The 25,923-nt window shown below is 66.7% G+C and carries 19 protein-coding genes; 8 read left to right on the top strand and 11 right to left on the bottom strand.

The genetic code is table 11. From position 1 onward, the window contains the following. Positions 1-53: 53 nt before the first annotated feature. A complete protein-coding gene (locus M9980_RS10990) occupies positions 54-1,379 on the top strand; it encodes an efflux transporter outer membrane subunit (RefSeq protein WP_250750664.1) in 1,326 nt (441 codons plus the stop codon). A 49-nt stretch (positions 1,380-1,428) separates the two neighbouring features. Here M9980_RS10990 and M9980_RS10995 read toward each other — a convergent pair whose 3' ends face one another. Then, positions 1,429-4,977 carry a PAS domain S-box protein gene (locus M9980_RS10995; RefSeq protein ID WP_250750666.1) on the bottom strand — a complete coding sequence of 1,183 codons (3,549 nt, stop codon included), beginning with the start codon at positions 4,975-4,977 and terminating at the stop codon, positions 1,429-1,431. Between the two features lie 422 nt (positions 4,978-5,399). After that, a complete protein-coding gene (locus M9980_RS11000) occupies positions 5,400-6,044 on the bottom strand; it encodes a response regulator transcription factor (RefSeq protein ID WP_250750668.1) in 645 nt (214 codons plus the stop codon). Positions 6,045-6,276: 232 nt separating this feature from the next. On the opposite strand from M9980_RS11000, the gene M9980_RS11005 reads away from it, so the two are divergent. From M9980_RS11005 to M9980_RS11025, 5 genes are all read left to right on the top strand, one after another. Continuing rightward, on the top strand, positions 6,277-7,257 hold the full coding sequence (locus M9980_RS11005; protein ID WP_250750670.1) for a hypothetical protein: 981 nt from the start codon (positions 6,277-6,279) through the stop codon (positions 7,255-7,257). An 8-nt stretch (positions 7,258-7,265) separates the two neighbouring features. Beyond that, a complete protein-coding gene (locus M9980_RS11010; RefSeq protein ID WP_250750671.1) occupies positions 7,266-7,739 on the top strand; it encodes a hypothetical protein in 474 nt (157 codons plus the stop codon). Positions 7,740-7,804: 65 nt separating this feature from the next. After that, entirely contained in the window at positions 7,805-8,857 is a 1,053-nt protein-coding gene (locus tag M9980_RS11015; protein WP_250750673.1) for a hypothetical protein, read from the top strand. Positions 8,858-8,923: 66 nt separating this feature from the next. After that, complete coding sequence (locus M9980_RS11020) at positions 8,924-13,843, top strand: hypothetical protein (protein WP_250750675.1); 4,920 nt, start codon at positions 8,924-8,926, stop codon at positions 13,841-13,843. Then, positions 13,840-15,006 (top strand): hypothetical protein, encoded by a 1,167-nt coding sequence (locus M9980_RS11025; RefSeq protein WP_250750677.1) that lies wholly within the window; start codon positions 13,840-13,842, stop codon positions 15,004-15,006. Before M9980_RS11020 ends, M9980_RS11025 begins: the two co-directional genes overlap by 4 nt. A gap of 34 nt (positions 15,007-15,040) precedes the next feature. Here M9980_RS11025 and M9980_RS11030 read toward each other — a convergent pair whose 3' ends face one another. The 7 genes from M9980_RS11030 to M9980_RS11060 are packed head-to-tail and all read right to left on the bottom strand — an operon-like array spanning position 15,041 to position 21,373. Then, positions 15,041-15,988: a Gfo/Idh/MocA family oxidoreductase gene (locus tag M9980_RS11030; protein ID WP_250754895.1), complete on the bottom strand. Its 948-nt coding sequence runs from the start codon at positions 15,986-15,988 to the stop codon at positions 15,041-15,043. Continuing rightward, positions 15,985-16,833, bottom strand: a complete 849-nt coding sequence (locus M9980_RS11035) for a class III extradiol dioxygenase subunit beta (RefSeq protein ID WP_250750680.1) — start codon at positions 16,831-16,833, stop codon at positions 15,985-15,987. The genes M9980_RS11030 and M9980_RS11035 overlap by 4 nt, the downstream gene beginning before the upstream one ends. Then, complete coding sequence (ligA, locus tag M9980_RS11040) at positions 16,833-17,303, bottom strand: protocatechuate 4,5-dioxygenase subunit alpha (RefSeq protein WP_250754897.1); 471 nt, start codon at positions 17,301-17,303, stop codon at positions 16,833-16,835. The genes M9980_RS11035 and ligA overlap by 1 nt, the downstream gene beginning before the upstream one ends. Before the next feature lie 20 nt (positions 17,304-17,323). Then, positions 17,324-18,211 carry an amidohydrolase family protein gene (locus M9980_RS11045; protein ID WP_250750683.1) on the bottom strand — a complete coding sequence of 296 codons (888 nt, stop codon included), beginning with the start codon at positions 18,209-18,211 and terminating at the stop codon, positions 17,324-17,326. Between the two features lie 14 nt (positions 18,212-18,225). Next, positions 18,226-19,245, bottom strand: a complete 1,020-nt coding sequence (locus M9980_RS11050; RefSeq protein WP_250750686.1) for an amidohydrolase family protein — start codon at positions 19,243-19,245, stop codon at positions 18,226-18,228. Continuing rightward, positions 19,242-20,111: an NAD(P)-dependent oxidoreductase gene (locus M9980_RS11055; protein ID WP_250750688.1), complete on the bottom strand. Its 870-nt coding sequence runs from the start codon at positions 20,109-20,111 to the stop codon at positions 19,242-19,244. Before M9980_RS11055 ends, M9980_RS11050 begins: the two co-directional genes overlap by 4 nt. 38 nt (positions 20,112-20,149) lie before the next feature. After that, positions 20,150-21,373, bottom strand: a complete 1,224-nt coding sequence (locus tag M9980_RS11060; RefSeq protein WP_250750691.1) for a LysR family transcriptional regulator — start codon at positions 21,371-21,373, stop codon at positions 20,150-20,152. A gap of 93 nt (positions 21,374-21,466) precedes the next feature. Here M9980_RS11060 and M9980_RS11065 point away from each other — a divergent pair, with 93 nt between their 5' ends. Together M9980_RS11065 and M9980_RS11070 are read left to right on the top strand one after the other, a co-directional pair. Then, on the top strand, positions 21,467-22,141 hold the full coding sequence (locus tag M9980_RS11065; protein ID WP_250754899.1) for a 4-carboxy-4-hydroxy-2-oxoadipate aldolase/oxaloacetate decarboxylase: 675 nt from the start codon (positions 21,467-21,469) through the stop codon (positions 22,139-22,141). After that, complete coding sequence (locus M9980_RS11070) at positions 22,134-23,189, top strand: 4-oxalomesaconate tautomerase (RefSeq protein WP_250750693.1); 1,056 nt, start codon at positions 22,134-22,136, stop codon at positions 23,187-23,189. The genes M9980_RS11065 and M9980_RS11070 overlap by 8 nt, the downstream gene beginning before the upstream one ends. Here the strand turns inward: M9980_RS11070 and M9980_RS11075 are convergent. Together M9980_RS11075 and M9980_RS11080 are read right to left on the bottom strand one after the other, a co-directional pair. Further along, a complete protein-coding gene (locus M9980_RS11075) occupies positions 23,186-24,058 on the bottom strand; it encodes a shikimate dehydrogenase (protein ID WP_250750695.1) in 873 nt (290 codons plus the stop codon). The genes M9980_RS11070 and M9980_RS11075 overlap by 4 nt on opposite strands. Continuing rightward, positions 24,055-25,923, bottom strand: coding sequence for a bifunctional sugar phosphate isomerase/epimerase/4-hydroxyphenylpyruvate dioxygenase family protein (locus tag M9980_RS11080; protein WP_250750696.1), 1,869 nt, complete (start codon positions 25,921-25,923; stop codon positions 24,055-24,057). Before M9980_RS11080 ends, M9980_RS11075 begins: the two co-directional genes overlap by 4 nt.

Genomic DNA, 25,923 nt, shown 5'->3' on the forward strand with positions numbered 1-25,923 from the left:
CGGTCCCCGCCGCGACCCTAGCCGCACTGGCGCTCGCCGGATGCGTGCCGGCCATGCGTGCGGCACCGCCAGAAACGGCGGTCCAGCCGCCGCTCGAATGGCGCACCGGCGTCGCGAGCGCAGGGCAGGTCGATGCGCGGTGGTGGGAATCGTTCGGCGACCCGACGCTGGCGCAACTGGTCGACGATGCGCGTCGCAACAATCCCGACGTGCGGGTGGCAATCGCGCGGGTCGAGGAGGCACGGGCGACCGAAGCCGGGTCGCGCGCGCTGCTGCTGCCCAGCCTGTCGGCAGGCGCGGATGGCGCGTATCGTCGCGAGGTGTCGCCGTTCGGCAGGCCGCAGGAATCGCTGGTGGCGCAACCGGCCTTCCGCGCCGCCTACGAAGTCGACCTGTTCGGCAAGAACCGCGCGCGGCTCGATGCGGCGAAGGCGGGCACGGCCACGCGCCTCGCCGAGCGCGACGGTGCGGCGCTGTCGGTGACGGCGGCGGCGGCGAGCGGATATATCGCACTGTTGGGGCTCGACGCCCGCTCCGTGGTGCTGCAGCAGACGCTGCGTTCCCGCGAACAGGCGCGCAAGTTCGCCCGCGATCGTGCGCGGGTAGGCTATACCTCGCAGCTCGAGCAGCGTCAGGCGGAGGCGGAATATGAGGCGACCGCCCAGCTCATCCCGGCGCTCACCGCGCAGATCGCGCGGCAGGAAAATGCGCTCGCCATCCTGACCGGTCGGCTGCCGGGCGCGATCCGCCCGCGCGGGACGCTCGGGCGCCTGGCGCTGCCGCCGGTGCCCGCCGTCCTGCCGTCCGACCTGCTGCGACGCCGCCCCGACGTTGCCGCCGCCGAGTACCGGATCGCCGCGGCCGACGCGCAGATGCGGGCGGCGCGGGCGCAGTTCCTGCCATCGATCAACCTCGGTGCCACGACGGGCGTCGCCCTGTCCGACCTGCTGGCCGATCCGATCACGGTGTGGTCGATCGGGGCGAGCGTGCTGGCGCCGATATTCCAGGGCGGGCGGCTGACCGCTCAGCTGGACACAGCGACAATGCAGCGCGACCAGGCGGCCTGGGCCTACCGCGGCGTCGCGCTCAATGCCTTTCGCGAGGTAGAGGATCGACTTGCCCTGAGCGTGGGTCAGCAGGAGCAGCGCCGATCGCTCGAGCGCCAGCGTGTCGCTGTGGCCGACGCCCTGCGACACGCGACCAACCGCTATCAGGCCGGATACTCGCCCTACATCGAACAGGTCGATGCGCAGCGTGCGTTGCTAGGGATCGACCAGACCCTGATCCGGCTCGAGGCGGAGCAGTTGCAGAATGCGGTCGCGCTGTATCAAGCGTTCGGAGGGCCGCTCGGCCCGGAGCGAGCACCAAGGCGGAAATAGATTTCCTCAACAGCTTTGGTGGCCCGCCTCCAGCGTGCCGAGCTTAGACCTAGGCGCGCCTCTTCGTGCGAGTATCAAGGGCTATGAGCGTCCTGCGCGATGCATCCAGCAATGCCTGAATTACGCCTTGGCTGGGGGCACCATCATCCAGCGCACGCTCGATGCTTTCGGCGGCGTGGGCAAGGCCCAGCGCACCGACGCCGGCGGCGGCGCCGCGCAGGCCGTGTGCTTCCATCTGCGCTGTGGCCCGGTCCCCGAGCGTTATCAGATCGATGATCCGGCGCGGACGATCGCGGGCCTCGACGCACAGCATGTCGAGCAGCTGACGCGCGTTCGCCCGACCGAGATTGGCCTCCAGCCGTTCGAGCACCGTGTCGTCGAGAATCGCGACCCCAAGGCGTGGCGGCTCGCTCGCCCCGTCCGGGACTGCGCTGGACGCGATCGAACCCAATAGAGTCGACAGCAGTTGCATATCGATCGGCTTGGTCAGGAAATCGGTCAGACCGATGTCGCGATAGATGTCGCGCCGTTCCGCGCTCGCATCGGCGGTCAGCGCGACGATCGGCACATCGGCGCAGGGACCGTGACTGGCGCGAATGGCGAGGGTTGCGGCAATGCCGTCCATCACCGGCATCTGCATATCCATCAGGATCAGGTCGTAGCGGCGCGCCATCGCCGCTTCGGTCGCCAGCGCGCCATTCGAGACACAGGTCACATCGTGCGAGTCGCGCGCAAGCAGCGCCGAGATAAGCGCCTGATTGATGGGATTGTCTTCGGCCACAAGGATGCGCAGCTGTTCGGACGTCGCTCGGACGGCCCGCATCGCCGGTCGCTCTGCCGTCGGTGTTCCAAGGGGCAGCGTCGCTTCGAGCCAGAAGGTCGAACCCTGGCCCAAGGCGCTCTCGATGCCGATCTCGCCATGCATCGCTTCGACCAGGTGGCGCGTGATCGCCAGCCCGAGCCCGGTGCCGCCGAACCGCCGGGTGGTCGAAGCATCCGCCTGGACGAAGGGCCGGAACAGCCGCTCCTGATCCGCAGGCGCGATACCGATCCCGGTATCCACGACGGCGATGCGCAAGCGGCGGCGGCGGCCGACGGGCTCGGCCTCTACCGCGATCCGGACCGTGCCGTCCTGCGTGAACTTGACGGCGTTGCTGACCAGGTTCGACAGGATCTGCTGGAATCGGACAGGATCGCCGCGCAACCACAAGGGTTCGTCGAGCCCCGTCATTTCGAGCAGAAGCCCCTTCTGGGACGCGGCGTTCTGGAACAGCTGCACGACCGTCGAGACCAGTTCGTGCAGATCGAAGTCGATCGATTCGAGAACGAGATTGCGGCTTTCGAGCTTCGAGAAATCGAGCACATCGTCGAGTACGGTCATCAGCATCGACGCCGATCGCTCGAGGCTATCGAAATAGCGGTCGCGGTGCGTGATGTCGGGGTCAGACCGCAGCAATTCGATCATGCCCAGCACGCCCGTCATCGGCGTGCGGATTTCGTGGCTCATCGTCGCCAGGAACGCGCTCTTTGCATCGGCGGCGGCGTGGGCCTCGTCGCGCGCGGCGATCAGTTGCTGCTCGGCAACGACGCGGTCGGTGATGTCCTGGAAGACGCCGAACAGGCCGATGACCGGTCCGTCCGGGCTGCGTTCGGCCTGACCGTGCGCGACCACATGCCGGATATCACCGTCCGGCCGCACGATCCGCGCCTGGAACCGCCAGTGCGTGCCCTCGCGAAGCGCGCGGTCGATATGGTCGCTGACCATCGCGCGATCGTCGGGATGATAGGCGTCGATCCCCTCGGCCAGCACCGGCGGAACGCCCGGGTCGCGACCGTGGATGTGATAGACCTCGTCCGACCAGAACAAGGCTTCCGTCGCGGTATCGAGGCGCCAGTGGCCGACGCCGCTCATGCTCTCCGCCATCTTGAGGAGCCGGAGGCTTTCTTCCCGGCTTGCCGTCGCGTGGGTGGCGGCAAGCTCCGCCTCGTGCCGCTTGCCGATGTCCCGGACGGTCGCGATGAATTCGGCGGGCGCGTTGCTTTCGGGATCCAAAACCAGCCGATAGATCGCCTCCAGCCACACATAATGACCGTCGCGGTGGCGCTGGCGATAGGCGCAGACCGGCGCCTCCGCACCGAAGAGGAGTGAGCGACAGGTGCGTTCGACTCGCGCACGATCCTCGATGTGTATCTGCCGCATGGGGCCGTCGCCCATCATGTCCTCCGGCTCGAATCCGAGGATCGTCCGCGAGGCCGGCGACACATAGCGCCGAACGCCGTCGAGCCCGATCCTGACGATCATGTCGCTCGAATTCTCGGCCAGCAGGCGATAGCGGCGTTCGCTCTCCGCGGTCGCTTCCTGCGCGCGGTACATCGCGGTCACATCGACGGCCGCGCCCGACCATCCCACGACGTCGCCATCCGCGATTTCGGGCGACAAGGTGACATTCACCGATCGGCGACCGCCCGGACCATCGCCATCGGTGATGCGATCGAACGAAAACGCACTCTTCAATCGCGCCGCCAGACGCCATTTGCGCTCGATCTCGGCCCCTTGCTCCCCCGTGCGTGCGCACAGCCATCGTCCATCGTCGGTCGCGGCCATTGCCGTCAGTTCGTACCACAGCGGATTGGCGTAGGTGATGCGTCCCGCGCCATCGGTCTTCACGATGCCGATCGGCGTGGCTTCCGCGATCCGGCGAAACCGGTCCTCGCTGACGAGCAGGTTGGCCGCCAGACGCGCGCGTTCGGCGAGCGACGCCGCGATCGGGAGCGCCGACAGCACGGCTACCGACAGGAACAACTGTAACAGCAGGATGCGATCGCTCAGCGCGGGAAGCGCATGCGCGATCGGGCCATATCCCTCTGCAGTCAGCGGCACCGCGACGATCGCGACGGCCAGAACCGCCAGCGCCGTGCCGGCGAAGCGCAACCGGAACGCCGCGAACGCGAGGGTCGGCGGGATCAGGAAAATGATCGGGTAGGTCGGTTGAAGGAAGACGCCTGCGGTGATGCCGGCGGTCACCACCATCGCCGCCGCGACCGCTGCTATCGTCCGTGGCTGACGCAGGCGCGTCATGTCGCGCCGACCGATCGTCATCAGGAACGGCAACAGGACGATCATGCCGACGGCATCGGCCAGAAACCATCGTGATCCGGTGACGAGCGGATTTGCGCCCGCCAGGACGGACAGGATGCCTGCGGCAAGCGCACCGCTGACGGCGGGGCCGCACAATGCCGTCGCCAGGATCAGGATCATCAGATTGTGGCGGGTGGCAAAGCTCCTCCCGGCATCCACGAACTTGTGGATCACGGCCAATCCGACGACGATTTCGACAATGTTCAAGGCAGCAAGCGCGACGGAGAGCAACGGAGTGAACCCGCCGACCAGATTGACGGCGATCAACGCTGCGCCGGTGGTCAGCAGCAGTGCGGTACGACACCGGCGATCCGAACGCAGGATGATGGCAAGCGCCGCGGCATTGGCGAGCCAGAGTGGCGCGACACTTTCAGCTTCGCCGGAGAGCCAGACGCCCAAGCCAGACGTCAGGGCGACGCACACCACTGCCGCGACCACGCCGCGAAGCAACTGGGGCACACCCCGATCATTTACGGCGTGACCGGATTCATGAGATGCTGCCAAGGTCGCCAAATCGAAACCATTCCATCAAAGGCATTCCACGCCGCCGCCAATCTAGCAGCTTGGTGGAACCCAAGAAACTGATGGGGAAGCCGGCTATCGCTTGCTGACAGCGACGAGCGCACTGCCGATCACGTGCACGCCGAGCAGCCCGCAGGTCGCGAAGAACAGATCGGCTGCGATTCCCAGCATGTGCACCCCCGCCGCTTCCCCCGCATCCACTGCGGCGGGGACGATCGGGGTTTGATCGTCCCCGCCACAAACGTCACGACCGCTGGCCGGCCATGCCACAGGGGGCTGTGGCATGGGACGCGGGGACGTCTATGCGCCAACTATTGCGATTTGCGCCATCATCCGTTCGGATGATTATCGTATTGAAATCATTCTGTTTCGATCGCTTCGTCGGGAGCGGCCGCATCTCCGTCGAGCGAACGCAGGGCCAGGACAGCCTGAGTGCGATTGGTCACCCCGAGCTTCTTGAATATCGCGGAGAGATGGGATTTCACGGTGGGTTCGCTGATCCCCAGGTCGAACGCGATCTGCTTGTTCTGGCGTCCGCTTGCCGTGCCCCGCAGCACCCGCAACTGCGCGACCGACAGCTCGCCGATGCGGTCGGCGGCGGACGGTCCCGCCTGCGCATCGGGGACGGTTGCGCCGTCGGGCAGCCACTGTCCCCCGTCCAGCAGCACGCGCAGCGCCGCCATCATGTCATCGACCGGCGCTGCCTTGCTGATGAAGCCGCGGGCGCCCAGGCGCGCCGCCTGCCGCACCGTGGCCTCGTCGTCATGGCTCGACACGATCGCGATCGGCGTCGTCGGTGCGAGTGCGCGCGCGACAGCGAGGCCGGCAAACCCCTGCACGTCGGGCAGCAGCAGGTCGAGCAGCAGCAGGTCAAAGCGCCGGGCGCGTAGCCGCTGTTCGGCCTCGCCCAGGGTCGATGCGGTTTCCACCATCACCGCGGGATCGACGGCGTTGACCGCCATTTTCATGGCGGTCGATACCATCGGATGATCGTCGGCGATCAAAACATAGCGCACCGTCGAATCTCCCGCTGCGACCGATCTGTGCCTTAGCGGACGCGACCGTTCGTTCCGCGCCTTATCCCAGCGCGCGGCACCGATTCAACTGAAAGGATGATGCCGCCGCTCGCCCCGCATCATCCTTTGGATTGACCCTGGATCGTTGGAAAGATCGCATTAACCGACGTGGCGTTTCGTCCAGGTCATGGACACGCACTTCCCCTGCCAAGCCCATGGCTTGCCTCGCCAAACAAAGGTCTGCGCCCTCGCTGGCGTTGCCGCGCTGGCGCTGGTTGCGGCGACGCCGGCGCGAGCCGAAGGCGTGCATGCCGGCACCGTCATCAACAACACCGCAACGGCCACCTTCACCGAAGGCGGCACGGCCACCACGCTGACATCGAACACGGTATCGCTGCGCGTCGACGAGGTGCTCGACGTGGCCGTGGCCGCGCGGGCATCGGGCGACGCGATCGTCAACGTCGGGGCGTCCAACCAGATCATCACTTTCACCGTCACCAATTCCGGTAACGGGCAGGAAGCGTTCAAACTGCTCGGCACGGGTACGCTCGGCGGTGACGACTTCGACCCGACGATCGCCGCGGTCGCGATCGATACCAACGGCAACGGGCTGTATGACGTCGGCATCGACGCCATCGTGGCCCCCGGCGCCTTCAGCCCCGTGCTCAATCCCGATGCGTCGATCACGGTCTTCGTCATCGCCGGAGTCGGCGTGGACCTGCCGGACGGAGCCCGCGGCCTCGTCGGGCTCACCGCGACCGCCGCCACCGGCTCGGGAAGCCCGGGTACTGTGTTCGCCGGACAAGGCACGGGCGGCGGCGATGCGATCGTCGGCGCAACCACGGCGACGGCACAGGCAGCCTCGGCGCTGCTCGTGCGACGGGCCAGCGTCGCCTTCACCAAGTCGGCCGTGGTCAGCGATCCCTACGGCGGCCAGCGCGTCGTGCCCGGCGCAGTCGTCACCTATCGCCTGACGGCGGCGGTCAGCGGCGCCGGAACGGTCAGCGGGCTGCGCGTCCTCGACGCCATCCCCGGCGGGACGACCTATGTTCCCGCCAGCCTGACGCTGGAGGGCGCAAGCCTCAGCGATGACGCGGACGGCGACGCCGGCACCGCCTCCGCCGCGGGCATCGAGGTGGCGATCGGCACCGCCGCCGCGGGTGCGGCGCGCACCGTTACTTTCAAGGTCAAGGTCAACTGAGGAACACGATGATGAAGCGCATTTCCCTTCTGGGTACCGTCATTCCCCTGCTCACCGTCGCCGCCGCGCCGGCACCAGCACAACAGGCCGTCGTGCTGACCAGTTCAGTGATGGTCGAGAAGACCGTGGTAGCCAATGGCAAGTCCAGCGTCGTGCTGAAGCCCGCCGACGTCGTGCTGCCCGGCGATCGACTGGTGTTCACCACGCGGGTGCAGAACCGCGAGGCGACGCCGGCGGAGCGGATCGTGGTGACGAACCCGGTGCCCGCCGCGGTCCAGTTCAGCGGCGATGGATCGGCGGGCGTCGGCGTGTCGGTGGACGGCGGTCGGACGTTCGGATCGCTCGCCGGCCAGACGGTGGCGGATGGGAAGGGCGGTCGCCGCCCGGCGGTGGCCGCCGACGTCACCCATCTTCGCTGGACGATCGCGTCGGTCCCCGCCGGTGCGACCGGAAGCGTGAGTTACCGCGGCATCGTCCGCTGAACCCCCGGCCGTTTCGCGCCGGCGGCTAATCAAACCGGCGCACCGCGACAACAAGGATGACAGACATGACACGTACCCGCCTCCGGCTGGGTGCGGCGACCACGCTCGTGCTCGCCGCGCTCGCCGCCTCGCCCGCCTGGGCCGGCACGACCGCCGGGCAGACCGTGACCAACACGGTCCAGGTCAGCTATACCGTCGGCGGCGTCGCCCAGACGCCGGTCAGCGCATCGGACACGTTCACCGTCGACCGGAAGGTCGCCGTGACGGTGGCCGAAGTCGGTTCGACGACCACCAGCGTCAGCCCCGGCCAAGCGTCGGCGGTCACGACGTTTCAGGTGACCAACAGCTCGAACGCCACGCTCGACTTCGCGCTCACCGCCGTTCAGCAGACGGGCGGTGCCGGCGCGCACAGCAACACCGACAACTTCGACGCGACGAACGTGCGCGTCTTCGTCGATACCAACGGCAACGGCAGCTGGGATGCCGGGGATGCGCAGATCGCATACCTCGACGAACTGGCCGCCGATGCGTCGAAGACGGTCTTCGTCGTCGCCGACATCCCCGTCGCGCGCGTCAACGGCGATGTCGCCGCGGTGACGCTGACCGCGACCGGGCGTGAGGGCGGAGCCGCGGGCAGCCAGGGTGCGGCACTCACCCAGACCACCGGCGCCAACACCGCGGCGATGGACACCGTGTTCGCCGATGCCGCCGGTGCCACCGATGGCGCACGCGACGGCGCGCATTCGGCCAGGGACGACTATACCGTGTTCGGCGCGGTGCTGACCGTCCTGAAAACCAGCCGGGTCATCAGCGATCCCGTCAATCTGACGACCAATCCGAAGATGATCCCGGGCGCCGTCGTCGAATATTGCATCTCGGTTGCCAATGCGGCCGGTGCCGCACCGGCCGCCAACATCGCGCTGAGCGACGTGCTGCCGGCGGCGACGACATATCAATCCTCGTTCGGCAATCTCGTCAACGGCACGCTCAGCGGCGGCACCTGCGCGGCGGATGGCACCAGCGGCGGCAGCTTCGCGGCCAATACGGTGACCGCGACCATCCCGACCGTGGCCGCCGGTGACGCGCGGACGCTCGTATTCCGCGTGACGGTCAACTGACCCTCTTCGACCCGGCGGCGACGGCTCCTGCCGATCGCTGCCGGGCCGGCTTGCGGCTGCGGCGACATGCATCTTCTTCCATTCAACCTGAAGCAGTTCACCCGACTGTTGATGCTCGTCGTCGCAGCCGCCGTTGCGCCGCCGGCGCTGGCGCAGCGCATCGTCAATACCGCGACCGTCGCGTGGGATGACGGCGCTCACCATACGCTGCAATCCAACGAAGTCGTGCTCGAGCCTGCGGCAGAGGCGACAGCCACGCTGACGACCTTCCGCGTTGCGGCGGGCGGCAGCCAGGTCGCTGCGGCTCCCAATTCGGTCTGTGCAGCGCGTCCGGTCACGATCCTGGCAGGCACCAGCGTCGCATCGGTCGCGCAGACCAGCGTCGTCCATGCCGGCGAGCCGTTGATCTTCCGCCTGCTATCGGCGCGCGCCAACATCGACCCCAAGCGCGTCGACACGATCGTCGCCGTGCTGGTGACAAGCGCCGGTGACCGCGAGACGCTGACCGTCAGCGAAAGCGGCGTCGACACCGGCGAATTCATCGGCGCCATCACGACGCAGCCATCCCCACCCCACCCGGCTGCGGGCGACTGCATCCTGTCGCTGGCCAGGGGCGACACAATCGCGATCGAATGCCAGACGTCGGGCAACCAGAAGCCGATCGCAACGGCGACGGTCGAAGTGCTCGTCGATCCGTATGGCGTGAGCTTCGACAGCGAGGACGGCAGCCTGGTCTCGGGCGTTCGCGTGTCTTTGGTCGATGCCGCGACCGGGCAACCGGCGCGCGTGTTTGCCGATGACGGCATCACCCCGGCTCCGTCCACCGTCGTGACCGGGGTGGGCATGCCGCCCGGCGACTATCGGTTCCCGCTGGTCGCGGCGGGTCGCTACCGCCTCCTCGTCGTGCCCCCTGCGCCTTACGCGGCGCCCAGCCGCTATACGCCCGCCAGCCTGGCGGGATTGCGTCGCGCGGACGGCGCGCCGTTTGCCGTTGGCGAGGGATCGTACGGCGATCCCTTCGCCGTGCTGTCGCCCGCACCCGTGCGGATCGACATCCCGCTCGACCGGCCGCCGCTCGCAATTGCCGTCACCAAGACCGCCTCGCGCGCCACCGCCACGCCGGGCGATGCGATCCTGTACACGATCAGCGTGACCAACCCTGACGGCGCGCATGCCAAGACCGGGGTCGTGCTGACCGACCGGACGCCGTCCGAACTGCGGCTGCGCAGCGGATCGATCCGTCTCGACGGCGTGTCGCCGGCGGCTGGACTGGTCGAGATCGGCGCCGATGGCCGCACCCTGCGCTTCGCCCTCGGCACGCTCGGCGCCGGCCTGACGCGTCGGATCACCTATGCGCTCGAGGTTCGTGGCGACGCACCCGCCGGCCAGGCCGTTAATCGCGCGACCGTCGTCGATGCCCGCGGAGGCACCGGATACGCGAGCGTCGGCGTCGGCATCGTCCGCGCCAGCTTGGCGACACGGCTGACGATCCTGGGCCGGGTGACCGCCGGCGGTTGCGCCGGGGTGCGCAGCGACGCCGGGATCGCCGGAGTGCGCGTGCTGCTGGAGGATGGCAGCTATGCAATCACCGATCGCGACGGGCGCTATCATTTCGATGGTGCGATGCCGGGCAGCCACGTCGTCCGCGCAGACGCCGCGTCGCTGCCGGCAGGCGCGCGCTTCGTCGATTGCGTCCGCTCGGTGGCGTCCGCGGACAACGCCGACACGCGGATTGTTTCCGGTCGTGGCGGTGGCATCGTCACCGCCGACTTCGCGGTCGCGATCGATCCGTCGGCGGCGCGGGCGACCGCTCGCCCGGCCGTACCCACTTCGATCAGCGACAAGGCGGCGGCGGGCGGCGAGCGCGACTGGTTCGCTGACGGCGGCCCGAGCATCGCCTGGCTGTTCCCGGAGGTGGACCACAATCCGCGTGCGCCCGTCGTCCGCGTCGCGATCCGTCATCTGCCGGGCCAGACGATCGCGCTGTCGGTCGACGGCAAGCCCGTCGATGCCGTGGCGTTCGACGGCAGCCGGACCGCGCCGCAGGGCGGGTTCGCGGTAAGCCTGTGGCGCGCGATACCGCTCAAGCGTGCCGTGACGAAGCTGGTCGCGGTCGTGCACAATGCCGACGGGACGGTGGCCGCAACGCTCACCCGCGACGTCCATTTCGTCGCAGAGGCGGCGCATGCCGAATTCGTGGCATCGGCATCGCGGCTGATCGCCGATGGCGTGACGCAACCCGTCATCGCCGTGCGCATCACCGACCGTGCCGGGCGCCCGGTCCACGCCGGCGTGACCGGAGAGGTCGTGCTGTCCGCTCCTTACGCCCCTGCGCTGGAGATCGATGCCGAACAGGCCCGGACCCTGGCTGGCCTGGAGCGCGCACGCCCGACGTGGCGGATCGTCGGGGATGACGGCATCGCCTATCTGGCGCTGGCGCCGACGACGGCGAGCGGCGCGCTGTCGCTCGATTTCATCTTTCGCGACCGCGACACGGTCCGCACCCAGCGGATCGACGGCTGGATGGAAGCGGGCGACCGGCCCTGGACCGTCGTCGGTTTGGCCGAAGCGGGGATCGGCACGCGCGTCGAGCCGCTGTCGGGGGGCGCCGTCACCGACACGCTGAACCTCGACGGACGCGTCGCGCTCTATGCGAAGGGCCGCATCCTCGGCCGCTGGCTGCTGACGCTTGCCTATGACAGTGCGCGCCGGCGCGGCGACGTGCCGCTGGGCGGCGGGTTCGATCCCCAAGCCTATTACACCGTGTACGGCGACCGCAGCGAGCGCCGCGCCGACGCCGCCTCGACCGCCAGGCTCTACGTCAAGCTCGAACGGCGCCAGTTCTACGCGCTGTTCGGCGATATCGAGGCCGGGTTCGGCGACACGGTGCTCGGACGCTATCAGCGGGCGGCAACCGGCTTCAAATCCGAACTGCGCGCCGGCGGGTTCGCCGCTACCGCGTTCGCCGCCAAGACCCCCACCCGCCATCGCCGCGACGAAATCCAGGGCAGCGGCCTTGCCGGCGGCTATCGCCTGTCCGCGCGCGCGATCGTCGCCAACAGCGAGCGCGTGACGATCGAGGTGCGCGACCGGCTGCGCTCGGAACGGATTGTCGAGCGCCGCTCGCTCACGCGCTTCGTCGATTACGACATCGATTACGCGACCGGCAGCCTCAGCTTCGCGCATCCCGTGCTCAGCCGCAGCGAGAGCCTCGACCCGCAGTTCGTCATCGTCGATTACGAAACCGACGACCGAGGCGACGGCAGTCTCAATGCCGGCGTGCGGGCGAGCTGGACCAGCCGCAGCGGGGCATTGCGCGTCGGTGCGACCGCGATCCGCGATGCGGACGAGAGCCGCGTCACCGACATCGCCGCCGCCGACGCCCGGATCCGACTGGGCGCCGCCAACGAGGTCCGCGCGGAAATCGCCGCCAGCCGCGCGAACCGTGCCAACGGGATCGATACCGCGTGGTTGGTCGAGGCCGAACATCACGACGCCCGGATCGATGTGCTTGCCTATGCACGCAGCGCCGACGCCGGCTTCGGGATCGGCCAGCAGAATTTTGCCGAGCGGGGCCGGCGCAAACTGGGCATCGACGCGCGGTGGAAGGCCGCACCCGGCCTGGATGCCAGCGTGAGCGCCTGGCAGGACGATGCGCTCGGCGACGACGACCGCCGCCGCGCGATCCGTGCGCGCGCCGAATACGACCTCGGCGACACCCGCCTTCGGCTCGGCGTAGTCCACGCGACCGACCGCGTCGCTGCCGGCGAAGTGTCCTCGACGCTGCTCGAAGCGGGGGCGACGCGGCACCTGTTCGACAACCGCCTGGAACTGGATGCGCAGAGCCAGATTGCGCTGGGAGCGTCCGCGAGCATCGATTTCCCCGTGCGCCATGTGCTCGGCGCCCGGCTGAGCGTGACGCCGTCGCTGAAGCTGGTCGGGGCATACGAAATCGCGAAGGGCGACGGCATCGACGCCCGCACCTCCCGGATCGGCGCGGAGTGGGAGCCGTGGAGCGGCGCGCGCCTGTCGACCACGCTTGCCGATCGATCGAACGCCGGTACGTCCGCGGCGATCGGGGTGTCGCAGTCGCTGACCATCGCCAACGGTCTGACCGCCGACCTGACGATCGACGCTAATCGCGCGATCGGCGGGATCGACCCGGACCGCGTCGTGAACCCGGCGCACCCCGTCGCAACGGGCGGATATCTGGCCGGCGGCGCCCTGACGGAGACCTTCACCGCCTACAGCGGCGGCCTGTCCTACCGGTCCGGCCTGTGGAGCGGCACCGGTCGCCTGGAATATCGCGCCGGTGACCTTGGCGACCGTGCCGGCGTCACCGTCGCCGGACTGCGACAGATGGGCGACGGCTCGGCACTCGGCGGGGTCGGGTCATGGACACGGATATCCGGACCAACCGGCGCGGTGGCGGAAACGGTCGACTTCGCGATATCGGGAGCCTGGCGCCCGGCTAGCAGTGCTCTCGCCCTGCTCGGCAAGGTCGAGTTTCGCGACGATCGCGCCAGCGGCACCGTCGCCGCGAACACGGCAAGCAGGCGGCTGATCGCCAGCACGGCGCTCGACTGGTCGCCCTTCTCGCGCGTCGCCGTCGACCGCAGCCAGCGGCGGGGGATACAATTGACCCTAGCGGTGCGCGAGACGCGTGACCGCATCGACGGTTTCGCGCTCGAGGGCCTGTCGGCCTATGTCGGCGGCGACGTCCGGCTGGGCCTCGCGGAGCATTGGGACATCTCGATCGGCGGCTCGGTCAGGGCCGGCGATGGCGGGCGCGCGCTCGACTACGCGTTCGGTCCGACGTTGACGCTGGTCCCGGCGCGCTCGATGCAGTTGTTGGTGGGCTGGAACCTGATCGGCTACGATGACCGGGACTTCGCCGCCTTCCGCGCCACCCGCAACGGCGCGTTCGCCACCGTGCGAATGGGCTTTGATGAGAAAAGTCTCGCCTTCCTTGGACTGGGCCGATGATCCGCCGCACGCTTGCCACTCTCTACCTGCTCACGGTCGCCGCCCCCGCCGCCGCCGATTGCGACGTCGCGGCCCGCTATAATTTCGCCTTCGCCGGCCAGGCGGCGGCGACACTCGCCTATGGCACGACTTACACCTACAGCGCCGCCGCCGGCAGCGGAGACGCGCGCAGCTTTACGATGGTGATGGCGCAGAACGGCCTGACGTCCACGACCGTCAACGGCACGACGCTACCCGCGATATCCGCACTCGTGACCGGCGCCGACGCGACGAAGCTCGATCTCGTGCTCGGCGGGATTTTCAGCGGCCGGACGGCCGATATCGCCGGCAACACCCGCGTCGTGACGGTCACTTTCACCTTCGCCCAGCCGGTGCGGGATTTCACGACCCGGTTCCATGACATCGACTTCACCACGAACCAGTTTCGCGACATCATGATGGTGTCGGGCACCAGCGCGGCGGGCAGCTATGTCCCCGCCCTCATCACGCCGTTCGGCAACGGCAACGGCAGCGCGCCACGCACCGCCACCAGCTCCAGCGTGACGTCCGGCAACGCCACCGCGCCGGTCAACGTCACGTCCTCGCAAGCGGTCGGCAGTGGTGCTGCCGATAATAATTCGGACACCGGCACCCTCACCGCAAGCTTCGCGCAGCCGGTCACGAGCGTGACGCTGCGCTATGGCAACGCGCCACTGACGACCGGAGAACTCACGACGGGGCAACAGGCCGTCGGCATCGAAGGCGTCAGCTTCTGTCCGATGCCGACGGTGACGGTGACAAAGACATCGACTCCGGTCGCAGACGCCAACGGCGCATTCAATTTGCCGGGCAGCGACGTCATCTACTCGCTGTCAGTCACCAACGCGGGCGGCAGTCCGGTCGATGCATCGACGATCGTGCTGACGGACGCCCTGCCACCGGGCGTCACCTTCCGCAATCTGGCGTTCGATGGCTCGACGACATTGCCGGCGACCATTTCCGGCGCAGCGAACATAACGTTGCCAGGGAGCGGCATAACATACGCGTCAGCCGACCAGGGACCGTACACACTGGCACCTACGACCGGCTACGATCCCGCAGTCCGCGCGATCCGGTTCACGCCCGTCGGACAACTCGCTACCAACGATAGCTTCACCATCAGATTTAAGGCTCGGATTAAGTAGCGTCGTAGTCGCGGTTGCGTCGCCCTCCGCGACTTCACCTCTGCATGGCAAGCTGCGCCTGCAACTGTCCAAGCACGCGGTAGCAGGGCAGGACCTGTGCCACCGACGCATTGGGTTCGCGCCCTTCGCGGATCGCCGCGCAGAATTCGCGATCCTGCAATTCGATTCCGTTGTCGGACACTGCGACACCGCTGAGATCAACCGGTTCATCCCGTCCGGTGACAAGATCGTCGTAGCGCGCGATCCATGTACCGGTATTACAGATATACCGAAACACAGTGCCGAGCGGCCCATCGTTGTTGAAGCTCAGCGACAATGTACAGATCGCGCCGCTCTGCGCTTTCAGCTGGATCGACATGTCCATCGCGATCCCGAGCTTTGGGTGGATCGGCCCTTCGATCGCATTCGCCTGCACGATTGGTCCCGCCTGATATGCGAAGAGATCCACGGTATGGGCGGCATGATGCCACAGCAGATGGTCGGTCCAGCTGCGCGGTTCGCCCTTGGCGTTGATGTTTTCGCGGCGGAAGAAATAGGTCTGGACGTCCATCTGCTGGAGATCCGCGTCGCCGGCCGAGAACTTGTCATGCAGGTACTGGTGGCTCGGGTTGAACCGGCGGGTATGTCCGACCATGCACACAAGCCCGGTTTCCTGCTGCTTGCGCATCACGGCTTCGCTGTCGGCCCAACTGTCCGCCAGCGGAATCTCGACTTCGACATGTTTGCCCGCATCCATGCACTGGATCGCCTGTGCGGCGTGCATCTGCGTCGGGGTGCACAGGATCACCGCATCGACTTCGGCGAGCGCCAGAGATTCGGCGAGATCGGTGCACGTATGGGCGATGCCGTATTTCTGCGCCACCGCGCGCGTCGGTTCGATATCACGACCGACCAGGCTGACGACGTCCACCCCGTCGATGTTCCTGAGCGCGTCGAGATGTTTCTCGCCGAACGCGCCGGCACCGGCGAGAGCGATCTTCATGGCGTTGTCTCCGGACGCAGGACGATGTGGCCGACCGCGGTGTTGCTGGCCGGCACGTGGTAGAAGCGGTGCAGTTCCTGCACGTTCGCGCCGAGCGCGCCGCGCATGATCAGCCACATGACCAGCTCGATCCCCTCGCTGCCGGCCTCGCGCAGATATTCTATGTGTGGCTTGGCGCGCAGCATGTCGGGATCGGCGGTGAGCGCGTCGAGGAAAGCGGTATCCCACGGCTTGTTGATGAGCCCCGCGCGCTGCCCCTGAAGCTGATGGCTCATGCCGCCCGTGCCCCAGATCTGGACGTTGAGATCCTCGTCGAAACTGGCCACCGCACGCGCGATCGCTTCCCCGAGCGACCAGCAGCGATTGCCCGATGGCGGCGGGTAGGTGACGACGTTCACCGCCAGCGGGATCACCTTCACCGGCCATGCATCAGGCTGCCCGAACAACAGCGACAAGGGCACGGTCAGACCGTGATCGACGTCCATTTCGTTGATGATCGTCATGTCGAATTCGTCGAGGATCAAGCTTTGCGCGATATGCCACGCGAGGTCCGGGTGTCCTTGCGCTACCGGTACGGCGCGCGGGCCCCAACCCTCATCCGCCGGCGCAAACTCCTCGCCGCAGCCGATCGCGAAGGTCGGAATGAACTTCATGTCGAACGCCGATGCATGGTCGTTGTACACCAGTATCACGACATCCGGCTTTTCCTCCTCCTCGAAACGCCGTGTCCAGTCGTATCCCGCGAAGACCGGCTGCCAATAGGTGTCTCCGGTCTTGCCGTTGTCCAACGCGGCACCCACAGCGGGAATATGACTGGTGGCGATGCCGGCGGTGATGCGTGCCATCAGCGCTCCTCCTCGCGATGCACCGGAGTGTTGGTGATTTCCGCCGCTGCATCGGCGACCGCGGCGAGTGCGGCCTGATCGCGCAGCGACCGCATGCCGTCCGGGCTGCGCCCACCGGCGATCATCATTGCCTGATAGTCGGCTGGCTCCATGCCGGTCATCGTGCCGACGGCCTGCAGAAAACTCTGCCCATCGGTCGAAAAGAGCTTTGCCATGAAATAGATATTGCCGCCTTCGTCCAGCATGGCGTTATAGTCGCGCGCCAGAACCGAAGCGCGCTGTGCTGGCGTCAGCTTCCAGTCGTCGAGATACGCTTCCTCGTCCGCCTTGAAACGGATGCGGTTCTCTGGCTTCATCAGGCTCATCGCGAACTGGTTGAGGTGATACCCCTTGCGCGCGCGTTTCGCGGTGTAGACGCGGGTGCCGGGAATATCGTCGAACTCTGCCAGATAGGCATGAATGTCGCGGATTCTTGCGCCGTCTTCACCGGTCACGCTGCCTCCTCCGGCCAGTAGAGCCGCATGGGGTTGTCGACGAGCAACTTGCGCTGCAGAGCCGGGGTTGGTGCGACGCGCGGGATCATGTCGACCAGCCATGCGTCGTCGGGCATATGTCCGACCATGTTCAGATTCGGGTGCGGCCAGTCGGTCCCCCACAGGACCCGATCCGGAAATCGTTCCACCACAGCCCGCGCGAACGGCACGAAGTCGTCATATCCCGGCGGACCCGACTTGCTCAGCCGTTCGGGACAGGTGACCTTCGACCACACGTTGTCGCGTTCCATGAGCGCAAGGAATCGGGCGAACTCAGGCCCGTCGGGCGATTTGGTCACGTCCGGCCGACCCATATGGTCGACCACCACGGTCGTTTGCAGCGAGGTGAAGAAGTCCCACTTCTCGTCGAGGTCCGCAGCCTCGAAATAGATCACGACGTGCCAGCCAAGCGGCGCGATCCTGTCGATGATGTCCCGGTAATAGGCGTCCGGCTTCGGGTCGACGAGCCGTTTCACATAATTGAACCGCACGCCGCGAACCCCCGCTTCGTGCATTGCAGCGAGTTCGTCGTCACCGACGTTCGCGCCGACTGTGGCGATGCCCCGCGCACGCCCCCTGGACTGGATCAGCGCATCGACCATCGCGCTGTTGTCGCTGCCGTGGCACGTCGCCTGTACCACGACATTTCGCGACAGGCCGAGACGGTTGCGCAGGGCGAACAGCGTAGCGGCGGAGGCGTCGCACGGCGTGTATTTGCGCTCGGGCGCATATGAAAAACGGTTCCCGGGACCGAACACATGGCAATGCGCGTCCACCGCGCCCGGCGGAGGAGTGAAACGCGGTCGCGATGGGGAGGCATCGAACGGCAGCCAGTCCGCATCCATCGCAAAATCACCGTTCACTTTCCGGCCGCCTTCAGCATGGCATCCAATCGTGGAAACACGCGGCGCGCATTGCCCTCGAAGATCGCGTGCCGCTCTGCCGCGGTAATCGGCAGCGCGTCGATGTAGCGTTTGGTGTCGTCGAAATAATGCCCGGTCTGCGGATCGATCCCGCGCACTGCACCGACCATTTCGCTGCCGAACAGGATGTTCTTGTTCGCGATCACGTCTGCGAGCAGATTGATCCCCGGTTGATGATAGACGCACGTGTCGAAGAATATGTTGTTCATCAGATGCCCGTCGAGCGCAGGCTTCTTCAGCATGTCGGCAAGCCCGCGATATCGACCCCAGTGATACGGCACCGCTCCCCCGCCATGCGGTATGATGAAGCGCAGTGTCGGAAAATCGGCAAACAGGTCCCCTTCAAGCAGTTGCATGAAGGCAATCGTGTCCGCAGCAATGTAATAGGCCCCGGTCGCGTGCATCGCGGGATTGCAGCTGCCTGACACGTGGATCATGGCGGGCACGTCCAGTTCGGCCAGTGCCTCGTAGAACGGATACCAGAAACGGTCGGTCAGCGGCGGGTGTGCAAATGCGCCGCCGCCCGGATCGGGATTGAGGTTGCAGCCGATGAAGCCCAGTTCCTCGACGCAGCGACGTAACTCGGCGACCGATCCCGCCATGTCCGCCTTCGGACTCTGCGGCAGCATGCAAACGCCTGCGAACGTGGTCGGATAAAGCGCCACGCAGCGCGCGATCAGGTCGTTGTTCGCACGCGCCCAGGCAGTCGCCACGGCCTCGTCGCCGATGTGCGGCGCCATCGCGGAGGCGCGCGGTGAAAAGATCGTCATGTCAGCGCCCCGCTCACGCAGCAGACGAAGTTGATTTGCCTCCAGCGTTTCGCGAATCTCGTCGTCGCTGATTGTGGGATATGCCGGGGTCAGTCCGCCCGATCTGAAAGCCGATTTCTGGGCTTCCCGCCAAGCATTATGGGCGTCGGGCGCGGTCGTGTAATGGCCGTGACAATCGATGATCACGCGAAACCCTCCCCCGCGTCCGCGGCGAGCCTGTCGAGCTTTACCCTCAATTCGTCCGGCACAGGCGTCCCGATCGCGCCAAGTCGCCGCTGCCAGTCGATAGTTGCGCGACTCATCTCCGACGGTGTGCCCAGTGCGTCGAGTGTCGCCACCACCTCGGTGAGTTCGGCAGCCCGACGCTCGCCGTGGCGCAGCATTCGTTCAAGATTATAGTCGAACCGTTGCGCCCAATCGGCGCCAGGCCAGCTGCGATCGAGCGAGGCGACGACAGTGTCGAGCACCCCGGCAGCATGGGCCGCCCGCGCACATTCCGCCGACAGGGCCTCGATGCCCTTCACCATGATCGACCGGATCATCTTGACTGCCGACGCGGCACCGACCGGCGCCGACAGTGTCTCGACGTGCGCAAATCCCAACTCACGAAGCAGCGCGGCGCCGGCCATCGCATGCGGACCGCTGACCAGCAGCGGAACGCCCAGCCGCGCGGGATGCACCGGCGCCATCACGGCTACGTCGACGTAACGACCACCGGCTTGCTCGATCGCGACTGCGGATTCCGCCTTGGTTGCCGGGGCGACGCTGTTCATGTCGAACCAGAAAGCCCCGGGTGACAATCCGGCGGTGGTACGGGCAGCGGCAAGCGACTGATCGGCGGTTACCAGAGACAGGGCCGCGTCGGCCTGCGCAAGGGCGTCAGCGGGAGTGCTGGCCACGATCGCGCCAGCCTGTTCCATGTTCACGCGCTGCGTATCGCCGTGAGCGGGATCGAAAATCTTGGGATCATAGGACGAAAGATACGCCGTCAGTCCCGGCGCGAATGCGGCGGCTGCCTCACCGAAGCCGATCAGGGCAAGTCTTCTCTCCATGTCCGCCGCTATGGGAAGCGCAGACAGTTCAAGGCAAATCACTTTGCCTGTTCAACTATCCGATTTCCGGAAGTGGCTTCCTCGCCGGTCCTGCGCAGAATCTCGATCAGGCGCTGCTGCAACCCGGTCGGACGCCAATCGCTTCGCGCCGTCAGCCCGATCACGCGCACCAGCTCAGGATCTGCAAAAGTGAGGGGCTTCAGGATGCCTGCGGCGATTTCCACTGCCACCTGATCGGTCGAAAGCAGGGTCAGGCAGTCACTTTGCGCAAGAACCCCGCGGATAGTGATGACCGAGCCACACTCGACCGGCTGCGGCGGCGGACTGTCGCCTGCGAACAGGCGCTCCCAGTGCGCGCGGATCGGCGATCCGACCGGCCCGACGATCCAGGGATAGCGCGCCAGCTCGGCGCGGGTCAGCGCGGTGGCGGCGGCGAGGGGATGGTCGTGTCGCGCAAGGACGGCAAGCCTGTCCTCCAGCAGTGGCTGCTGGTCCAGCCCGACCGGGATCTCGGCTCGCAATGCACCGATCATGATATCGATCTCGCCATCACGCAGCGGCTCCACCAACTCGCTCCAGCTGCCCTCTACCACCGCCATCGTCGCTCCCGGCGCCTCGGCGAGAAGTTTAGCAATCGCACGCGGCAGCAGCCACGCACGTGAAAGCGGCATCGCGCCCACGACGAGGCGCCCCGTCATGCTTTGATCGGGCCGCAGCTCGGCAATGGCGGCTGCGAGTTCACTCGCGGCAAGACGTATCCCGCGGGCAACGGCCCGGCCGTCGGCACTCAGCGCGATGCCTCGACCGCGACGCTCGACCAACGGCGACGCGAACAGCTGCTCCAGATCGCGGACCGCACGGTGGAGCGCCGGTTGCGACCAGCCGGTCGCACGCGCGGCATCAACGAAGCTGCCGGCATCGGCGAGTGCGAGATAGGAGCGAAGCTGGGTCGCGGTCATCAGTCGCTCGGGACGGTTGAACCCGCGGCGATGCCGGCCGGCGTAGCGGGTCGCCTGGGTCAGATGACCGAACGCCGCGTCCACCCGCGCAGCGATCAGCCGCCCCTCCGGGGTCGGGATCATGCCGCCGGGCGCGCGCTCGAAGGCCTTCACTCCCAACTGGCGCTCGATCTTCGCCAGTCCCTGCGTCAGCGCCGGCTGAGACAGATTGGATGCCTCTGCGGCAGCGCTCATGTTGCCGAGGCGGACGATCGCCGGGATAGCGCCGAGATGGCGGAGATTCAGATCGAACGGCGACACCATCTGCAAACATATAGCAAAAACTTATCGCGTGTCGCGTGTTTCGCTTTGTAACGCACGGTTGCGGCTGCAACGCTTGCCCGCAAGGAGAGCATGATGAGCGGAAAGGTAGTCCAGGCGATCGAACGCGCCGATCGGGTTGTGGTCGACGGCCTGGCCAGACTGGGGGTTGCAACGGTCCATGAGTCGCAAGGCCGCACTGGACTGCTCGCAGCGCGAATGCGCCCGATATTCCCCGGCGCGCGCATCGCGGGCAGCGCGGTGACCATCTCGGCGCCGCCCGGCGATAACTGGATGGTGCATGTCGCGATCGAACAGTTGCGGGATGGCGACATCCTTGTGCTCGCACCGACCAGCCCTTGCGAGGATGGGTATTTCGGCGATCTCCTTGCCACATCAGCACAGGCGCGCGGTTGCCGCGGCCTGGTGATCGACGCTGGCGTCCGCGATGTACGGGATCTCACGGAGATGGGATTCCCGGTCTGGTCGACGGCAGTGTTCGCGCAGGGAACGGTCAAGGCGACGCTGGGCTCGGTCAACGTACCCATAGTCTGTGCGGGCGCGGCGATCGAGCCAGGCGACGTGATCGTCGCCGACGACGACGGCGTATGCGTGGTGCGCCGTACCGACGCCGCCGCCACGCTCGAGACGGGTCGCGCGCGGGAAGCGAACGAGGCGTTGAAGCGCGCGCGGCTGGCTGCAGGAGAACTGGGGCTCGACATCTATGACATGCGCGGCAAGCTGGCGGCGATGGGCCTGCGCTATGTCTGATGGCGTTGCCTGCATGTGGATGCGCGGTGGCACGTCCAAGGGCGGCTATTTCCTGCGCGACGATCTGCCGGCCGATCCGGCCGCGCGCGATGCCTTCCTGCTACGGGTCATGGGGTCGCCCGACGCGCGTCAGATCGATGGCATGGGCGGCGCGGACCCGCTGACGTCGAAGGTCGCGGTCATCTCCCGCTCGGCGCGTGACGGGGTCGATGTGGACTATCTGTTTCTGCAGGTCTTCGTCGATCGCGCGATCGTCGCCGATACGCAGAACTGCGGTAACATCCTCGCCGGGGTCGGCCCCTTCGCGATCGAGCGCGGGATCGTGGCGGCGCGCGACGACGAAACCGACGTATCGATCTTCATGGAAAATACCGGCCAGATCGCCGTCGCTACCGTGGCAACGCCGCAGCGGCGCGTGACCTATGCCGGCGACGCGCGGATCGACGGCGTGCCCGGAACCGCCGCGGGGGTCGCGCTCGCATTTCGTGACACGGCGGGTTCATCATGCGGCGCACTGCTTCCCACCGGACGGGCGGTCGACGTCATCGAGGGAGTGTCCTGCACGCTTATCGACAACGGCATGCCCTGCATCGTGATCGCAGCGAAGGACGTCGGCGCAACGGGCTACGAGGACCGCGAGACGCTGGACGATGCCGCTGATGTGAAGACGCGAATCGAGGCGATTCGACTGTCTGCGGGACCGGTCATGAACCTCGGCGACGTTGCGGACAAATCGGTTCCCAAGATCATGCTCGTGGCGCCGCCAAGGCATGGCGGCGCGATTACGGTGCGCAGCTTCATTCCGCATCGCGCGCATGCATCGATCGGCGTGCTGGGCGCGGTCAGTGTCGCAACTGCATGTCTTGTCCCCGGCTCGGTCGCAGCCAGCCTGGCGACGGTGCCGGGCGGCGATCGGCCCGCCCTGTCGATCGAGCATCCGACCGGGGAATTCACGTGCGTCCTTGGCCGCGATGAGGATGGCGAGGTGACTTCCGCGGCCTTGCTGCGCACGGCGCGCAAGCTGATGGATGGTATGGTGTTCGCCTAGCGACCGGGCTCGAACAGACTGCGCGTCATCCGATCGATATCGGGAGCAAGGTCATTGAAGAGCGCGAATGCGGCCGCGCCCTGATGCACCACCATCGTCACGCCGTTGATCGTCTGGCAACCAAGCGCCGCGGCGTCGCGCAGGAGTTCGGTTTCCAGCGGGAAATAAATGATGTCGTACACCCACGGGCGATGCGCCAGCAGCGCCGGGTCGATCGGCGTCCCCGGCAGCTTTGCCATGCCAATCGGTGTCGCATTGACGATTCCGCTCGCGCACGGCGCAACCTCGCCGAGTTTTTCGCTACCCGCAACCCGCTCCCCGAACCGTGCGCGCAAATCCGCAACAAGCTGGTCGCGCCGCTCCGCATCGGTGTCCGCGATCGTCAATCGCTCGACGCCGAGATCGAGCATTGCCCAGGCCGTCGCGGAGCCTGCGCCCCCGGCGCCGAGTTGCAGCACGTGACGTCGTGCGCCTGCCGCGACATGCGCCTCGATGCCCGCCGCAAATCCAGTCGCGTCGGTATTGTGTCCGGTTGAGCGTCCATCGCGGAATACGACCGTGTTGACCGCACCGATTGCCCGCGCTCCCGGGGTCAGCGCATCAAGATGCGGTATGACTGCCTGTTTGAATGGAAAGGTGACATTCGTCCCTGCGAAACCTGCCGTCGCGAGCGCGCGCAAAAGATCGGGGAGGCGTTCGTCGGCCCAGCCGAGTGTGTCGAAGTCGAACAGCTTGTAGGCGATCCGCCGCCCCTGCGCCGCGCCCTCGGCCTGGTGGAGTCTTGGCGAGCGCGAGGAACCGATGCCGCGACCGATCAGCCCGACCAGTATCGGCGCGGCCCCGGACAGATCCTCAACCGCCGCGGTCATGTCGCCATCGCCTTGTAGCGCGCCTGCGCGGCCAACCGGATCGAGGCGTTTGCCGCGCCATATCCGTCATATCCGCGCCGTTCGACCACCTCGAAGAATACGCGCTTGCCAAAGGCGCGGCTGTAGAACTGGAAATACTCGCCCCGATCGTCTCGATCGTAGAGGATGTGATACGCGGCCATCGTCTCCACCAGTTCGTCCGGCAGCGCAAAACGCGCGATTAGATCGTCGTAGTAATTCTGCGGAATCGGCAGCCGTTCAAGCCCGGCGGCGTCGGCGGCGCGCGCCGCCGCCACGATGTCGTCGGTTGCGAAGGCGATGTGCTGTGCGCCGGCGCCGAAGTAGTTTTGCACGAAACGAGATGACAGGGTCTGCTGTGCATTCGAACCGTTCAGCGTGAAGCGAACCGCCCGATCAGCGGTCTCGACCGCCTGGCTCTGCACGAGTCCGAGCGGATCGCTGATCTCCACCAACGGCGTCTTCTCCATCCCGAACTGCGCGACGAAAAAGAGCACCCACGACAGGAACTCCTCGTAATGCATGGTGTAGGCGATGTGATCGACCCGCATCAGCCTGGCGCAATCCTGCTCCTCTGGTCGGTCGATGCCGATGAATTCGTCGCGCCAGATCTGATCGTTTTCCTGTGGCGACAGAAGGTAGATCAGGCTGCCGCCCACGCCGCGCAGCGAGGGCATGGCGTGCTCGTCGGGAGCCACCGCCTGACGAAAAAGGTCGATGCCCAGCGCGGTTGCGCGATCCAGCACCGCCGCGACATCGGCGACGACCAGACCGATTGCGCAAACCGAGCCTCCGTGCATGATGTCGAAGGAGTGGGCGAAACCTTCGGGCTCGGTGTTCACGATCAGGTTGATCGCACCCTGCGCCCACCGCTCCACTGCCTTGCGCTTGTGCCGTCCAGTCAGGCAAAAACCCAGCGCGGACATCAGGCTGCGCAGCTGTTCGGCTTCATCCTCACTCACCGCGAATTCGATGAAGCTGACGTGTGAGGGAGCGACCGGCGGCGCGATCGACGCCGGCACTGCGGGCCGCGGTCGACGCGCCACCGTATCGCGCAGCGCGATCAGCGAACGCGCACCGTCGCGCGCCACCAGCTGGCCACTGGCGGCGCGGAAACGATCGTTGAAAATCTCCAGCGACCACCAGCCGTCGTAACCCGTACGCCAGATCGCCTCGGCCCATTCCTCAAGTGCTAGGTCGCCCTGACCGGGCATCGTGCGGAAATGACGGCTCCACTGCAGTAAATCCATATCGAAGCGCGGCGCATCGGCGACTTGGACGAAGAACAGCTTGTTTGCGCGCACGTCGCCGATGCTGGCCGATGGGATACCGCGCGCCAACGAGTGGAAACTGTCGAGGATAAGACCGACATTGGGATGATCCACGTCGCGGACGATCGACCAGGCCTCGCGGTGGTCGTTGACGTGCCGCCCCCAGGCCAGAGCTTCGTAACCAATGCGGACGCCATGCTTGGCGGCGAGTTCTCCCAGCGCGCCGAAGTCGTCGATGATCCGCGCACGATCGCCCAGCGCGAGTGGAGAGCAGTTTGAACACACCAGCACGAGGTCGGTGCCCAGTTCGCGCATGACCGAGAATTTGCGTGCCGCGCGCTGAAGCGCACGCTCGCGCAGTTCGCTGGGCATCCCTTCAAAATCGCGGAACGGCTGGAACAGCGGACAGGACAGGCCGAGATCGGCGAGCATCGCGCGGATATCCGCCGGCGAACCGGGAAAGGTGATAAGGTCGTTTTCGAAGATTTCGACGCCCAGGAAGCCGGCGCGCGCCACCGCGACAAGCTTTTCTTCAAGCGTCCCGCTGATCGACACGGTGGCAATGGCGGTTTTCAT

Source organism: Sphingomonas donggukensis (assembly GCF_023674425.1).
Lineage (GTDB): Bacteria > Pseudomonadota > Alphaproteobacteria > Sphingomonadales > Sphingomonadaceae > Sphingomonas > Sphingomonas donggukensis.

Bases quoted from the DNA above. Each gene is read 5' to 3' on its own strand.
- M9980_RS11060 (WP_250750691.1), bottom strand. From the start codon at position 21,373: ATGGTGTCGCCGTTCGATCTGAATCTCCGCCATCTCGGCGCTATCCCG.
- M9980_RS11025 (WP_250750677.1), top strand. From the start codon at position 13,840: ATGATCCGCCGCACGCTTGCCACTCTCTACCTGCTCACGGTCGCCGCC.
- M9980_RS10990 (WP_250750664.1), top strand. From the start codon at position 54: ATGCGTGCGGCACCGCCAGAAACGGCGGTCCAGCCGCCGCTCGAATGG.
- M9980_RS11075 (WP_250750695.1), bottom strand. From the start codon at position 24,058: ATGACCGCGGCGGTTGAGGATCTGTCCGGGGCCGCGCCGATACTGGTC.
- M9980_RS11030 (WP_250754895.1), bottom strand. From the start codon at position 15,988: ATGAAGATCGCTCTCGCCGGTGCCGGCGCGTTCGGCGAGAAACATCTC.
- M9980_RS11010 (WP_250750671.1), top strand. From the start codon at position 7,266: ATGATGAAGCGCATTTCCCTTCTGGGTACCGTCATTCCCCTGCTCACC.
- M9980_RS11080 (WP_250750696.1), bottom strand. From the start codon at position 25,923: ATGAAAACCGCCATTGCCACCGTGTCGATCAGCGGGACGCTTGAAGAA.
- M9980_RS11065 (WP_250754899.1), top strand. From the start codon at position 21,467: ATGAGCGGAAAGGTAGTCCAGGCGATCGAACGCGCCGATCGGGTTGTG.
- M9980_RS11020 (WP_250750675.1), top strand. From the start codon at position 8,924: ATGCATCTTCTTCCATTCAACCTGAAGCAGTTCACCCGACTGTTGATG.
- M9980_RS11015 (WP_250750673.1), top strand. From the start codon at position 7,805: ATGACACGTACCCGCCTCCGGCTGGGTGCGGCGACCACGCTCGTGCTC.
- M9980_RS11035 (WP_250750680.1), bottom strand. From the start codon at position 16,833: ATGGCACGCATCACCGCCGGCATCGCCACCAGTCATATTCCCGCTGTG.
- M9980_RS11070 (WP_250750693.1), top strand. From the start codon at position 22,134: ATGTCTGATGGCGTTGCCTGCATGTGGATGCGCGGTGGCACGTCCAAG.
- M9980_RS11055 (WP_250750688.1), bottom strand. From the start codon at position 20,111: ATGGAGAGAAGACTTGCCCTGATCGGCTTCGGTGAGGCAGCCGCCGCA.
- M9980_RS11045 (WP_250750683.1), bottom strand. From the start codon at position 18,211: ATGGATGCGGACTGGCTGCCGTTCGATGCCTCCCCATCGCGACCGCGT.